Source organism: Paraburkholderia madseniana (genome assembly GCF_009690905.1).
GTDB lineage: Bacteria > Pseudomonadota > Gammaproteobacteria > Burkholderiales > Burkholderiaceae > Paraburkholderia > Paraburkholderia madseniana.
On record NZ_VOSW01000032.1, the window covers coordinates 77135 to 91673 of the forward strand.

Genomic DNA, 14539 nt, shown 5'->3' on the forward strand with positions numbered 1-14539 from the left:
CTCCAGCGGTCTTTCAGCCGTCGGTCGAGACCGTAGCAGACTCCCAGTCACGGATCTCATTTCCCAACGCGGACAACTTGTCCCTCACGAGCCCGAGCGCATCGCTACCGAGCAAAAGATGCGCGGGAGGGCGGTCCGCTGCGATTGCGGCGAGCATCGCGCGTGCCGCCTTTTGGGGATCTCCCAATTGCTTGCCGTTCTTCTCCTCACGCGCTTTGCGGATGGGCTCGAAGATAGCGTCGTAGTCCGCAATCGAACGGGGCGTTCGCGTCATCGAGCGACCCGCCCAGTCGGTGCGGAACGAGCCTGGCGCGACGGCTGTTACAGCGATGCCGAAAGGCTTGACCTCTTTGCCAAGCGCCTCAGAGATACCCTCCAGCGCGAATTTGCTTCCGCAGTAGTAGGTGATTCCGGGCATGGTGATATGGCCGCCCATCGACGTGATATTCAGAATGTGGCCACGTCTGCGCTTACGCATGAAGGGCAGGACGGCTTTCATCATGGCAACAGCGCCAAACACATTCACATCGAACTGTCTGCGCATCTCGGACAAAGGCGATTCTTCCATGATGCCTTCGTGCCCGTAGCCGGCATTGTTGACCAGAACGTCCACGGGTCCGACGCTCGCTTCAATTTCCGCCACGATGCCCTCGATGGCATCGAAGTCAGTCACGTCAAGTACACGTCCAAAAGCAGCGTTCGCGGACAGAGACTCGAAATCACGCTTTGCCTGCGCACTTCTCACAGTACCGACGACTTCATGTCCCGCCGCTAACGCCTCTCCTGCGAGCGCACGGCCGAAGCCGCTGCTGACGCCAGTGATGAGCAGAATTTTGCCGAATGCCACTGAAGCTTCTCCCGAATGGTGTCTGGAGAATGCATACTAGTCTGAACGAATCGGCTAGCTAAGCCATATTCCGCTATTTTTCTTGCCTAAAGCTATGAGTACGAAGCGGGCCTCCACGCACAATCCGGATCTTTCCTCGGGAATCCAGAAACGCATGATTGCGTTGCTCCGGACGTTGGCGCCTGAGGAGGGCTACAACCTCACGGCGCTGCCGGGCGTCCGCATCTTGCGTTCAAACCGGCCCCTGTCACGCACGCCGGTTCTTTACGACCCCGGCATCGTGATCGTTTGTCAGGGCCGCAAGCGAGGTTATTTCGGCGACCAGCTCTATCTGTACGACGAGCATCACTACCTGGCCGTGTCCGTGCCTGTTCCGTTCAGCATGGAAACCGAGGCAACCCAGGAGCGCCCGCTGCTCGCGCTGTACCTTCACCTCGATTTCACGTTAGCCGCTGAACTGGCCGTACAGATCGATCGTGAAGGCGCCAAGGAACACGTGCAGGCGCCTCAAAGCATGATGTCGACGTCGATGGATGACGCGATGCAAGCGTCCGTGTTGCGCTTCCTTGAGGCGATGCATCGGCCACTCGAAGCCGCTGTATTAGGCCCGGGCCTGCTGCGCGAACTTTATTTCCGTGTGCTCACCGGACAGCAAGGAAGCTCGATGCGCGGGGCTTTAGCGATGAGAGGGCAGTTCGGCCGGATAGGCAGATCGCTACGCCTCATCCATGCCGGCTACGCGCAGCCGCTGGACGTGATGCAGTTGGCAGAGGAAGCGGGAATGAGCGTTCCGAGCTTCCACAGCCACTTCAAGGCAATGACTCACGTTTCGCCGATGCAGTACGTGAAGTCAACGCGTTTGCATCAGGCTCGCCTGTTGATGGTCCGCGAGGATTTGACTGCGGAGGCCGCGAGCCACGCAGTCGGTTACACGAGCGCGTCCCAGTTCAGCAGAGAGTTCAAACGGCTTTTTGGCTTGACGCCAGCAGCGGAGACGAAGCGTATGCGCGAGAGCTTCGCCATTCCGGCAGCGTTCGGCGATGCGACGTACGTTTCGTCACACTGAGTTTGGCACGCTTCGTTTTCATAGTCCGATCGCCGCTGCGGCCTCCACTACCGGTGTTGGCCGCTCTCGGCTCCAGGAACGCTCGATAGAGCTGGGACTTGCGCCGTCTGCGCAAGTGACATTTCTCAGGGGATCAGACTCGCAACGTCGTCCCACGCGAAGACGATGTTTTGCGATCGCCAGACCGGTCCCGGATCGATGTACTCGCCTGCTGGCCGGCCATTTAGCGCCTCGTAAAAGGCGATTGCGGGTTCGTTTCCCTTGACGACGCTTAAAGCGGCTCCTTGATAGTGCATTTCTCTCAAATGAATCGCGAGTTGTGTAAGCAACTCGCGGCCGATGCCGCGGCGCTTGAAGTCGGGATCGACATAAAGGAATTTGATCTCGCCGCGGCCGTCAAATATCGATTCTGAAGGCTCCCCAGCGGCTCCGATTCCAACGGTTCTACTGTCGATCTCAGCAACGAGTGCTACCTGGCTGCTGTCATTCGAAGACAGTTTTTCCTTCCACTGCTCGCCACGATATTGCTCGTTGAGGACGGCATATGCTTCCGCTGGCGCAAGATCCTGGTAGGTGTGCCTCCAGACCTTCACGTGAAAATCGGCGATCATTTGAGCATCGTCGATATTTGCGGACCTGATGGATATTCCAGTCATTTAAGGCTCTTTCGGATGCAGAATTGCGCCGGTGGGCGCGGGTGCGAGTAAGAGATTGTTAGCGATCTGAGCGGCGATGTCGAACGACCGGTTGTGGCCGCACCCGGTCCGACGCAAACGTAAGGGGTCGCCGCGCGCAGTATCTATGCGAGTGGCACAAGGCGACCCTGAAGCGACACCCGTAATTCTATAAAGGAGACCTTCGCGTGATGCCCGCTCACGCCGGTACTACTCACGAACGCGACGCCTGAATTCGTCGAACGTCGCCCATTGCGAGTCTTCCCCGATGTGTATGTTGACAGGCACTTTTGGACGACCACCAAGCGCTTTGTTGAGCCGAACCATGAATTCATCCCCGGAGCGGGCGTAGTACGTCCACTCCCTGAGGTTTTCTCCCGTAGAAACGAGAACGAGGCTTGCAAACTCGTCTTCTTCGACAGCTAACTTCAGCGCGTCTTCGGTGGAGTCCATCCATTCGCGCACATCAGCGCCCGGCATTCCTGTTTCCGAATCATATTTCCAAGCAATGATGACCCGGATGGGATTGTCGAGTCGGTCGAAATCCTTGCCGAAATCCCTGATGTAGCGAAAGATGATGACGTGGCCATTGCTTTCAATTTTCGATGTTGCTGTTGTCCATACGCTCGTCGTCATATCGTTATCTGTACGTGTTCTTGGCATCCAAGATGGTGAAAAACTTGATTTGTAAGCGTGGCAAACAGGCGTCATCGCGACACTATTTTCAACGATTTAGGTTGATGGTTCAAATGGCCGTTGTTGGCCGACCTCTGCCTCACGCGATCCGCATGTGCAGCACGAGCCCGGCGGTCGGCACCGCGCGACCCCAAAAGCGGACAGTCTGGCGAGACCCGCTACAAACTTTTCAGAAGATTGTCGATTTTCGATCATCAGCTTCGTCGTCAGGTTATTCACACCCAAAGGATCTCCCATGAAATACCTCGGCTTGGCCTACTTCACCCCCGATAAATTCGCCGCGATGGCGCCAGACGACGTCAAGAAATTGGTGAGCCAATGCCCCGCATTGGACGACAAGATGCGGGCTACCGGCAAGGTACTGATTTCCGCATCGCTTGGCGATCTGGACAACTGGAGGACGCTCCGCCCGCGCAGTGGCAAGACGCACGTCACCGATGGGCCCTATACCGAGTCGAAGGAAGTCGTGGGCGGCCTGTTCATCATCGAGGCGGATACCCATGACGAGGCGTTGCGCATCGCCTCCATGCACCCGGCGGCCACGCTGGGCGAAGAAGGTGGATGGGTCGTCGAGCTTATCCCCGTGGATTTCTACTGGTCCCGATGAGGGCTTGGACGCGTGTCTCAATTATGCGTTGGGGCTCTGTTCTCCTCAAACACCTTCACGGCTTCGTGAGTCATCGCGACGATGCTACTTCTGGGCCGAGCGGCGACGCCTGTGATCGACCCTCTCCGGCCGTTGGAGCTAGCGCGACGTGAACGGCGGCTTCCGAGGTCCAGCGGTCATTCGTGCACGCGTGCTGCCAGTGAAGTCATCGGCCATTTCGGTCCTTCGCGTCACGTCGAAAGCTGACGCTTCCAATGCCCGCTTTCGAGCATGAGTTTATCGCCTGCCGAGTCGCGAAACTATACGGCGAGGGTATTCGATGCGGCAGCCCCCTGACCCGGGCCCCGGCCGAAAATCGATAACTAGCTAGCGCGCGGTGGCAAGGCAAGGCGCGTAGAACAGGCGACCGCGTGCCACTTCCCGCAATGTCCACGACAGCACGACGCTCCAGAGTCCGCACAGCAGGATTGCGAACAGCACGGCGGCCACGGCGAACGCCTCGAACCCTGTCACCCGATACAGGCTCAGCGTCGCCGCGGTGTAGACGCCGAGCGGGAACGTGAAGCCCCACCAGCCGAGGTTGAACGGCAAGCCTTCGCGGCGGTAGCGCAACGTGAAGAGGAGCGCGACCGCAAACCACCACACACCCGCGCCCCACAGGATCAGCGAGCCGATCAGGCCGAAGTCGCGTGCCATGGCGGCAACGTTCGCGAGTGTAGTGCCGGCAAATGCGCTGGGCGCAGCCTGGCCCAGCGTAAGCAGTCCCAACGCGGCAGTGCCGATCGGGCCGAGAGTTAGCCAGCTGGATGGGCCCAGATCACGATGCGGTAGCTTGTGAATGACCAGCCGGAGGAAGACGACGGTCAGCACCGAGAAGGCGAGCGGCACCGAAATCGCCCACAGAAGATAGCCTGCGCCGACGACGAGCTGCGCGGTTCGTTCGACCAGGTGCGGGGCAAGCGCCGCGGCACTTGACGCCGCCACTTCGGGCGCCACAATCGGCAGCAGCAGCACGGCTGTAACGCGTTCGAAGGCATGGCTTTGCTCGGTGAACATCAGGTACGGCACTCCCACCGCGACAACGACTGCCAGCAGTGCGTCACAGCACCACAACGCATACGCGAGCGAGTAGGCACCTGCGCCGAAATGCGGTCCTGCGAACAGCACGACGCCGTTGATGATCGGCGCGAGACCCATTGGCAAGGTGCCCAGGAACATCGATTGAAGCGGGTGATGCAGCAGGGGTTTGATCGTTTCTGGATAGAAGATCCAGCGCGCAGCGAACATCGCCGTGAACACCGCATAGAGCACGATGTCCACGCACCACAACGAAACAGCGAGTGCATGCTGGCCCGGAAAGCTCAGGGGCAACGCGGCGAGCACGAGCGACACGATGCCGTTACCCATTGTCATCGCGAACCAGTTCGGCGTGAACTGGCGAATCTTGTCGGAGAAGTGTTGCAAGGACGTGGCCTCGTGTGCACCAATCTGGCTGGACATAGTCATCTCCACAGCGAAACGGAATGAACTGATTGTGCGGATTTGCTACCCATATTAAAAATACATCATTAATATGGAATTAATGCCTATTTGATATACAGAAGACGATGAACTTCACCCATCTCGCAGCGTTTTTTTCTGTTGCGGAGACCGGCAGCGTCACCGCCGCGTCGGAGCGACTTCACGTTAGCCAGCCGGCGCTTACGCGCGAGATCCGCGAACTGGAGGAACGAGTCGGCGTGCCGTTGTTCGACCGGCTCCCGCGCGGCATGCAGCCCACTGAGGCAGGCCGTCTGCTTGCCGAATACGCCGCGCAGATTTTCTCGCTGGCGGACGCAGCCGAAACCGCGATCGGCGAGTTCGCGGGTTTGACGCGCGGGCACCTTGGGCTCGCCTCAAGCCGCACGATTGGCGTTTATCTGCTGCCTCCCGTTCTGGACGAGTTCCGGCGGTTATATCCAGGCATCACGGTCGACCTCGCGGTGTCGAACACCGAACATGTCGAGGAGACGGTGCTGGCGCATGAACGGCAGCTTGGGCTGATCGAAGGACCATACGACGCATCGGCGTTCGATGCGGCCGTCATTGGTCGTGACGAACTGATTGCGGTCGCCGGCGCCAGCCACCCGCTGACGCGCAAGCGCCGCGTCAGCGCAGCGGAGGTCGGCAATGCCGAACTCGTGATGCGCGAACCCGGGTCCGGCACACGCATGGTGATCGAGGACGCGTATGCCCGGCACGGCTATGAGCTGTCGCCGAAGCTGTCGGTGGGCAGCGCGGAGGCGATCAAACGGATGCTGCGCCTTGGCAATGCGGTCGCTTGGGTGTCGCGCCAAACGGTCGCCGACGAACTCGCCACAGGCGTGCTGGTGCAGTTGCGGGTGCACGACCTGAATATCGAGCGGGATCTGAACATGATCTGGCGTAAGGCGCGTGCGTTGAGCCCGAGCGCGCGCGCCTTTCGCACGCTCGCCGATCAGATGTTCGAACACATGATCGTCTAGCGGACGAGGGGGCGTCATCGTGGCGTCTCGCGTCGTCGTAACGGTCAATTGGCGCCCGTCGGCATGCTGCTAGCCGGATTGCGCCGGGGCCGCTTCCAGCGAACCGGGCGCCGATCCCGTTGACGTACGGGCGCGCACTCTGCGGGTAAGCCCAGCGTAGGTAAAGCTGGCTGCGAGCAAACCGAATCCCAGGCATCTGACGGGAAAACAGTCGAGCAACCAGCCGGCAATGAGGAGCGACCACGAAGCTGCCGTCCACAACCAGGCTCGACAGCGGCGCGTTCGCCGCGCCGCGAGCAGGCTGATACACACGGCGAGCGTCGAGGACAGCGCTGCAAGCGACGCCCAGATCGGATGAATGTTCGTTGCGACGAACCAGCTTGCGTTAACGAGGCCAGCGTAGGTGGTCCAGCAAAGCGCGCATTTCGGTGCGAAGATCTGCAAGCCGACGGCGGCGAGTCGTGCGGCTGTCCCGATACCAGGCCGCATGCGGATTGGCGGCATGCAAGCGTCGAGTCCTTGGGCAGGAACACACTCGCAGCCGCGCGTTCCCAGGTCCGATGCTTGTGCGTCAGCTGGCCTGGTTGTCGACACCGGAGGGGCCCGCTTCATTCTTCTTCCCATTGATAACGCCAAGATAGTGAGCAAGCTGGTCGACCTGATCGAGAGGAATCGGTGCGCCGAAGCCGTTGCGCATCTTCATGATCTCGGTCTTCCACTCGGGAGTGGTCAGCGGTGGCTGGCGCAGCACCATTCCGGTCGAATGACACATCACGCAGTTGGCGTTCGCGATCTCTGCGCCTTCGCCGGGTGGAAAGAGTGTGTTGCCTGCCGGCAAAGAAACGTCGAGCGGGGCGAAATGCACCGGAGGCACGAGGGCGGCCTGCCGCTGCGCCTGTCCGGCGATCGATTCAGGCAGGTAGTGACTGCCGGTCAGCGCGGCAATGGCACCGACGGCGACAGGGGCGGCCCAGACCGCCGCGATACGAAGCAGCTTCAAGTTCATGGTTTTCGCCTCGTGTCAGACTACGTTGATATCGACGGATTCAATGACGTTGCGCATGAAGCCCGCGCCGTTCCAGTTCGGTGTATCCGGCTGCGCCTGTCCGGTCGAGTCGATCGCGCGGGCCATCAGTGTGCGGCTGCCCGTTTGCGGGAAACTGACCGTCGTCTGCCACTGCCGAAAACTGTAGCGGCCGCAATCGCGGCCCATCGCGGTGTCGGTCCAGTTGCGGCCGCCATCGGACGAAAACTGCACCTTGGCGAGCGCGTTGAGACCGCCGAACGCAATGCCGCGTACGAGCATCGGCTGACCGCGTTGTACCGTGCCCGCAGAGCGCAGATTGGTGAAGAACGACCGGGGCAGCATTGTATTGATGGGCACCTGCTTGAAGTCCTTGTCGCCGGGATTCACGTTGGCAAAATGGTTATCGGGGACGAGGTAGGCCTTGGCAGTCCAGAAGTTGTCGTCGGGCTTGTCGAGCACCTCGATGTCGTGCAGCATCTTGACCCAATACGTTGCATACCAGCCGGGCACGACAAGCCGCAACGGATAGCCGTTGAGCAGCGGCAGCGGCTCTCCGTTCATCGCATAGGCGACCATCACTTCGCCGTCGAGCGCGTGGTCGATCGCGAGCGACTTCATGAATTTCGGCGTCTGCGGAATCACGCCGGTATCGAGGCCGTTCAAGCGCACCTGCACTGCGTTTGCGCCGACACCGGCATGCGTCAGCAAATCCTTCAGCCGCACGCCCGTCCATCGAGCGTTGCCCATCGCGCCGTTCGCCCATTGACCACCTGGCACGCGCGGACTAAAAAAGCCGCGGGAATTCCCCGAGCATTGATTGACTGCGGCAATTTCGAAGCGCGGGAATTTTTTCACAAGATCGTTCAGCGTCAGGCTGACGGTCCTGTTCACGTGACCCCGGATGTCCAGCCTGAACGCGGCCGGATCCACCGACGTTGGAATGTTCGCAAGGTGCCACCGCACATAGAAGCGGTCGTTTGGCGTAAAGACTCCCTGGTCGAACACCTCGAACGGCGTTTCGATTAACGGCGGCCGCGTTCTTTGCAGTATGACGTTGGACTTCTGCGGAAACGCGGACGTAAGCGGGCGTGCACCATTTTCGAAGGGCAGCATGATGTTATTGCCTGGTGCTGCCCTCCCCGTTATGGGATTCGTCAATGCCGCGAGCCCCAGCGCACCGAGGCCACCGAGCAGCCTGCGGCGCTGCTGGAAGATGTCGCGTTCATCGTTCTTCATGGTCATCCTTCTGTCAGGTGTTGAACATCGGCGCAGGTGGCCGCTGCAGATCCGGATCCTGTGTGCTGCGGTGGTGCGGTGTCCGTGTCGAACGTGTCAGCAGTAGCGCTGTGCCGGTTAATTGCGCCGGCAGCGAGGCGGGACGAATTGAGCGTCACCGAAAGTGAGCTGGCGATCATCAACGCGGCTGCCATTGCTGGCGACACGACTCCGGATAACGCGAGCGGCACGGCAAGCAAGTTGTAGACGGCTGCGGCAATGAGGTTCTGGCGCATCACGCGCGCCGTGCGCCGTGCGATCTCCAGCGCGGCATTGAGCTGCTCGATGCCGCCCTCGACCAGTACGATCGATGCAGCGGCCACCGACGACGCCGTCGCGTTGGCGACGGCGATGCCGAGATCTGCCGCCGCGAGCGCGGGCGCGTCGTTGAGACCGTCACCGATGAACGCGACCTTCGTTCCCGCTGCCTGCGCAGCGAAGATGCGACGGGCCTTCTCTTCCGGCGACTGGCCCGCGTACACGGCGCCGGAGTCAATGCCGACAGCCTCGGCGACGCGCAAGCCGACGGCCGGCTCGTCGCCGGTCAGCATTGCGAGCGCCGCGCCAGTCGTCCGCAACGTGGCCAGCGCGCGGCGTGCACCGGCACGCGGCGCGTCCGCGAAATGCAGCGTGCCGCGCCACCGCCCATCGCGCGCGACATGTACCGTCGTATGCGTGGCTGCCGTGTCCGGAACCGGTACGCCGAGCCCGGCGAGAAAGGACGCACTGCCGGCGAGAATGCGAGAGGCGTCCGCGCCGATCCATTCCACCCCCGCCCCGGACGTTGCGCGGGACGTTCCCGTCGCGCCGTCGACGGTTGCACGGCATGACGGCGGTACCAATGATTCGATGGCCTTTGCGAGCGGATGCTCGCTGCCGCGCTCGGCGATCGCCGCGTCGACGAACAGGTCGACTGTGCTCACGCTGTCGGCACATTGCGACTGGACGAGCCGGGGCGAGCCTTCGGTCAGTGTTCCGGTCTTGTCGAAGCAGAAGAGGTCGATGCGGCCGGCCTTCTCGATCGCCTCGACATCCCGGAACAGCACGCCCGCGCGCGCCGCTCGCCCCGCCCCAGCGGTAAGCGCGAGCGGAACGGCCATACCGAGCGCACAGGGGCAGGTGATGACGAGCACCGCCACGGCGCGTTCGAGCGCAGCGGCGATGGCCATACCCTCGGCTGCGTTCCACAGCAAGGCGAGCGTCGCGAGCCCGCAGATGGCCGGTACGAGGTAGCGGGTGAACCGTTCGGCGAGTGCCTGGGTCGCCGTCTTGCGCGCGAGCATCTGCCGCACGCTATGCGCGATCAGATCCACGCGACGCTTGCCCCAGGCGCGCTCGACCAGCACCACCAGTTCGCCATCTCCATTGAGCGCACCAGCTTCCACCACGTCGCCGGGTTCGACCGTGATGAACGCCGTTTCGCCCGTCAGCAGCGAGCGATCCAGCGACGACACGCCTTGCGTGATGACGCCGTCGAGCGGAACGCGCTCGCCAGGGCACACCCGAACCGCGCTGCCGCGTTCCACCCGCTTGGCAAGGACTTGCGTTTCGGCGCCGGATGCATCGATCACGTGCGCGGTTTCAGGCGGTAATTCGAGCAGGCTGCGTACGGCGTCGGCCGATTGGCTTCGCACGGTCGTTTCGAGCAGCCTGCCGGCCAACAGGAAGACCACGATCATTGCGGCGGAATCGAAATAGACGGTCGACTCGCCCCGTATCAACTGCCATACCGAAAGCAGGCAGGACCCGCCGGCCCCGGTCGCGACGAGGACGTCCATGCCCGGCGCTCGAGCGCGCAGCGTGCGCCACGCCGCGCGGAAAAACGGCAGCGCACCGTAGCCGATCACCGGCATGGCGGCGAGCCCTGCAAACAGCGCCAGCCCAAATCGTGCGGCCGGCGAAAGACTGCCCTCGGGCGCAACGTACAGCGCCCATTGCGCCGGCATTACCCACATCGAAAAGAACACGGCAACCACGAGCCGGACCATCAGGTCATGGCGGATTCTGGCGAAATGCGCGCGCCGGTCGTGCCCTGCGCCTTCGGGGATGCACGCGTATCCGAGTTTGGCCGTGCGCTGCAGCAGGCGCTCAAGCGACGTCGCGAGCGGATCCCATTGCAGCGAGGCGGACTCAGCCGCGAAACTGACGCTCGCGGCGAGCACGCCGGGCTGGCGCCGCAGCATGATTTCCAATGCGTTCGCGCAACTGGTGCACCACATGCCGCGCACATCCAGCAGCGCACTATCTGGAAGGTTGGATTGCATTTTGCGTTTCGTCCGGCTCTACGGCTGCTTCGAGAGTTCGTCGCCGCCTGCCCACGGCGTCGTCCGAGTGCCCAGAGCGGTTCGCTCGCCCTTCACAAGGTCGGCTGTCAGTGCAGCCGACTTGTTGCCGAAGCTCGCGCGAACGTGCGTGGCCACCGCCGCGATTTCCGCGTCGGAAAGGGTCGTGCCAAAGGCGGGCATCGTGCCGTTGAAGGTTGCGCCGGCAACGTCGATCTTGCCGTTGATGCCCAGTAGCAGGATGCGCGAGACGGTCTTCGCGTCGCCGTTCACCCATGCAGAGCCGGCCAGTGGTGGAAACACGCCAGGCAGGCCGGCGCCGTTTGCCTGATGGCAGGACGCACAGCGGCTCGCGAAAATCTGCGCGCCGTCGGCCGCGGCGGGTGCTGCGGCGCTCGTCACGGCGTCGCGGCTGGTGTCTTTGGCGCTGGCGGGCGCGAGGTCCGGATTGAGCAGGAAATAGCTGACGCCCCAGACTGCTAGCGATGCGCCGACGAGCCCAAGAAGCCAGGGCACCGGATTCGCCTGTTCGATGGGTTCCGCATACTCCCGTGTCTGGATCGTGTCGTGCTGCGTGTCGTGTTTCATTTCGTCACTCCGGATTCAGTGGCGGGAACGGGATACGTATGATTGAGTGCAGTCAGGTAAGCGACGAGATCGAGCGCCTCCTGCGTGGCGACGACCTGGCCGCCGGCTGGCGTGAATTGCGGCGGCAGCGTCACGACCTTGTCGTTCGGTCCAGGATGCGCGACCACCTTGAAGAGGAACGGGTACGACGGCATCACGCTTCCAGGCGTCACACTGCGTGGCTGGTACAGGTGAGCGAGATGCCAGTCGACGCTAGGCTGCCGTGCGCCGATGTTGAACAGATCCGGGCCGGTGCGCGACACGCCCAGCAGGTGCGGGTAGTCGTACGCATAGTCGGCCGATACCGACGGGCGGCCCCAGCCGCGCAATGCGTCCGGACCCAGGGTCACCGCCCGCGGCTGCTGCGAGTGGCAATACACGCAACCCATGTTGACGTATGTGGCGCGGCCGCGCAGTTGTGCGATGGTGTACGGCTTTAGCTGTTCGGGCGGCGATTCGTCCTGCAACTCGCGATACGGCAATGCGACCAGCACGAGCGTGGCGATCGCCAGCATGATCAGCGCGCCGATGACGATGGTGAGAACCCGGTTCATGGTCAGACTCCTGTGGACGGCGCGCCGCCGATAAGCGCCTGGCCGGAGCGGATCGTCCCGCGGTCGAGTAGCATCGCGAAGAAGTGCCATGCGAATACGAGGTGCCCGGCGGTCATCAGCACGCCACCGAACGTTCTGGCTCTCAGGTAAGGCGCGAGCACGTTGACGGAATCCATGAAGGGCCGCGTGGCATCAAGCATTGCGATGCCCTGCAGAACACCGCCGATGCTCAAAAACACGAAGTAGATCGCGAAGCCGATCACAGCCAGCCAGAAATGGAGGGAAATCAACTTCGGATAGGGCCACTCCCGCTCCAGTACGCGTGGCATCACGAAATAGATCGAACCGAACATGATCATCGAGTAAAAGCCGTACAGGCCGAGGTGCGCATGCGCGACCTTGTACTGTGTGAAGTGCACGAGGCGATTGAAGAACGGCACGGCTTCGAGCGAGCCTTGCAGCGAAACGAGTGTGTACAGCGCGGCGCCCAGTACGACGAAGCGCAGCGTGGGCGAATATCGCAGCGTCGCGAAGCGCCCGACCACCGTCATGTGCTGATTGACGCCGACCGCGAGGACGGGGATCAGCATCATCACGCTTTGCACGACCGAAACGCTTTGCAGCCACGCTGGCACGGGGCCGCCGAGCAGATGGTGAATGCCGGCCTGGCTATAGAACATCGCCAGCGCCCAGAAGCCGACCAGCGAGAGGTTGTACGAGTAGATAGGACGGCCGAGCACCTTCGCGATGAAGTAATAGGCCGAAGCAAGACCGAACGGCGTAAGCCACAAGCCAAGCACGTTGTGTGCGAACCACCAGTTGACGATCGCCTGCTCCACGCCGAAATGCACGTATGGCACTTTCGCGACGACATACAGGATCGGAAACCAGAGCAGGGCCGCAGCGATGTACCAGACCGAAACGTACAGGTGGTCCACATTGCGGCGGGATAGCGTCAAAAATAGCGGCACGGCTGACAATGCGCCGCCGATCGCCAGAAGAATGCCGATCTGCCACGGAATCTCGAGCCACTGCAGGCCGTCCGTCCAGCCCGCGAGTATCGCTACGACACCGGCCGCGACGCCGGCATTCCATAGACCGGCACCCGCGACGGCGTAGTGCTCGCCGACGAGACGGGTCTTCAGCAGCCGCGGCAGCATCCATAACGAGATGCCCAGTCCTGCCATCGATGCCCAGCCATAGATCACCATATTCAAGTGCGCGGTTCTGATGCGGCCGAACGTCAGCCAGGCCGATTGGACCAGAAAATCCGGCGACGTCAGCTTTTGCGAGGCGACCAGGCCGGCGAGCGAGCCAAGCACCAGCCACAGGATCGACGACGCGAGAAACGCGAACGCGGCGGTGCGGCTCGACCTGTCCTGCGCTTCGCGGGCCAGCAAATCAGGCCGCGTGTGCACGGCTCGTTGCGCGTCGCCGTGCGGCGTCGAAGCGTTGCCATTGCTTTCGGCCCTCTGCAGCGCGCTGCGTTGCGTCGACGAAATCGCGGGTTCTTCGACCGTGCCAAGTTCACCGGTTTCGAATATCACTTGTGCCGCCTCGGGGCCGGCCCGCATTAAACCCCGTGTCTGTGCCCATATGAACATGAAGAGCCCGAGCACGGAAATGAGAAACGACAGCGCGAGCAACGCGCCGAGTGTGAGCGTCATGGCTGTAAAGCCCCCATTTGTTCGAAGGAAATCGGTGGTGACATCGGTCACGCTTATGCGACTCTGGGGAATCCCCGTGACTTATTTCGTCCACCACAATCGCCGTATGCAGACGGTTGTCGATCCCGGCACGTCGGCTGAAAAGCAGTATGGGACTCGCGCTCACATATGTAATATGCATTTTTGCGATGCGATTCATGCTTTATTGATATGCATCCGCGCCGCGGCGGCGCCTGTTCCGCTGGGCATGTCCCATGCACCCGTGGACCTGTCAAGTCGCGTTACCTGCCAAACAACCAGCAGACGTCACTGTGATGTTTTTTCGAAAACGCATCGGCGCTGGCGTTGCATGACTGCGATGGGTGCGGATGCAGGTATTGACAGAACAGCGCGGCATATCCGTTTGGTATCCGAAGCAACATCTTCACGCTCGGAAGCAGACCTTCGCAAGGCGAGGCGGGGGGCCGACGCGAACGGCCGTTATGGCCGACGACTTTCTGGATCGAGTCTGTACCCGAATGTCCGATACCTGGGCGTAGCCGACGCTCAAATGTCCGCGCGAAAGCGCGGCCCAACGGCCGTAGATGGCCCAGAGTGTGTCAAAACGCCTTTTTGAAACGCTAGAATTGTTCATCCGATAGCGGAGGATGAGCAAGATGAAGCGGTTCGTTCAAGGTGACAATCGTACACAAAGCTTTCTCCTCCCCGAAGCA

At 61.7% G+C, this 14539-nt stretch carries 14 protein-coding genes; 3 read left to right on the forward strand and 11 right to left on the reverse strand.

The annotated features are described in order from the left end of the window. Window positions 1-13 precede the first annotated feature (13 nt). On the reverse strand, window positions 14-847 hold the full coding sequence (locus FSO04_RS18470; RefSeq protein WP_168435735.1) for an oxidoreductase: 834 nt from the start codon (window positions 845-847) through the stop codon (window positions 14-16). A 94-nt stretch (window positions 848-941) separates the two neighbouring features. On the opposite strand from FSO04_RS18470, the gene FSO04_RS18475 reads away from it, so the two are divergent. Further along, complete coding sequence (locus tag FSO04_RS18475) at window positions 942-1913, forward strand: AraC family transcriptional regulator (RefSeq protein WP_154561170.1); 972 nt, start codon at window positions 942-944, stop codon at window positions 1911-1913. Window positions 1914-2038: 125 nt separating this feature from the next. On the opposite strand, the gene FSO04_RS18480 is transcribed toward FSO04_RS18475, so the two are convergent. Both FSO04_RS18480 and FSO04_RS18485 read right to left on the reverse strand, forming a co-directional pair. Then, complete coding sequence (locus FSO04_RS18480; protein ID WP_154561172.1) at window positions 2039-2569, reverse strand: GNAT family N-acetyltransferase; 531 nt, start codon at window positions 2567-2569, stop codon at window positions 2039-2041. Between the two features lie 228 nt (window positions 2570-2797). Beyond that, window positions 2798-3223, reverse strand: coding sequence for a DUF695 domain-containing protein (locus FSO04_RS18485; protein ID WP_166618205.1), 426 nt, complete (start codon window positions 3221-3223; stop codon window positions 2798-2800). A 295-nt stretch (window positions 3224-3518) separates the two neighbouring features. Between FSO04_RS18485 and FSO04_RS18490 the strand changes: the two genes are divergently transcribed. Beyond that, window positions 3519-3890, forward strand: a complete 372-nt coding sequence (locus FSO04_RS18490; protein WP_095423601.1) for a YciI family protein — start codon at window positions 3519-3521, stop codon at window positions 3888-3890. Between the two features lie 366 nt (window positions 3891-4256). On the opposite strand, the gene FSO04_RS18495 is transcribed toward FSO04_RS18490, so the two are convergent. Then, the gene (locus tag FSO04_RS18495; RefSeq protein WP_095423602.1) at window positions 4257-5390 is read right to left on the reverse strand and encodes a TDT family transporter; all 1134 of its coding nucleotides are present in this window, start codon (window positions 5388-5390) and stop codon (window positions 4257-4259) included. A gap of 107 nt (window positions 5391-5497) precedes the next feature. On the opposite strand from FSO04_RS18495, the gene FSO04_RS18500 reads away from it, so the two are divergent. Then, complete coding sequence (locus FSO04_RS18500) at window positions 5498-6394, forward strand: LysR family transcriptional regulator (RefSeq protein WP_154561176.1); 897 nt, start codon at window positions 5498-5500, stop codon at window positions 6392-6394. Between the two features lie 69 nt (window positions 6395-6463). On the opposite strand, the gene FSO04_RS18505 is transcribed toward FSO04_RS18500, so the two are convergent. From FSO04_RS18505 to FSO04_RS18535, 7 genes are all read right to left on the reverse strand, one after another. Then, entirely contained in the window at window positions 6464-6898 is a 435-nt protein-coding gene (locus tag FSO04_RS18505; protein ID WP_154561179.1) for a hypothetical protein, read from the reverse strand. Window positions 6899-6965: 67 nt separating this feature from the next. Then, window positions 6966-7400 carry a c-type cytochrome gene (locus tag FSO04_RS18510; protein WP_154561181.1) on the reverse strand — a complete coding sequence of 145 codons (435 nt, stop codon included), beginning with the start codon at window positions 7398-7400 and terminating at the stop codon, window positions 6966-6968. 15 nt (window positions 7401-7415) lie between these two features. After that, window positions 7416-8657, reverse strand: coding sequence for a molybdopterin-dependent oxidoreductase (locus FSO04_RS18515; RefSeq protein ID WP_154561183.1), 1242 nt, complete (start codon window positions 8655-8657; stop codon window positions 7416-7418). Window positions 8658-8659: 2 nt separating this feature from the next. Beyond that, window positions 8660-10960 (reverse strand): heavy metal translocating P-type ATPase, encoded by a 2301-nt coding sequence (locus FSO04_RS18520; RefSeq protein WP_154561185.1) that lies wholly within the window; start codon window positions 10958-10960, stop codon window positions 8660-8662. An 18-nt stretch (window positions 10961-10978) separates the two neighbouring features. Beyond that, window positions 10979-11566 carry a c-type cytochrome gene (locus FSO04_RS18525; protein ID WP_095423608.1) on the reverse strand — a complete coding sequence of 196 codons (588 nt, stop codon included), beginning with the start codon at window positions 11564-11566 and terminating at the stop codon, window positions 10979-10981. After that, a complete protein-coding gene (locus FSO04_RS18530; protein ID WP_154561187.1) occupies window positions 11563-12159 on the reverse strand; it encodes a cbb3-type cytochrome c oxidase subunit II in 597 nt (198 codons plus the stop codon). The genes FSO04_RS18525 and FSO04_RS18530 overlap by 4 nt, the downstream gene beginning before the upstream one ends. Window positions 12160-12161: 2 nt before the next feature. Continuing rightward, window positions 12162-13826, reverse strand: a complete 1665-nt coding sequence (locus tag FSO04_RS18535) for a cbb3-type cytochrome c oxidase subunit I (RefSeq protein ID WP_095423610.1) — start codon at window positions 13824-13826, stop codon at window positions 12162-12164. Between the last annotated feature and the right edge of the window lie 713 nt (window positions 13827-14539).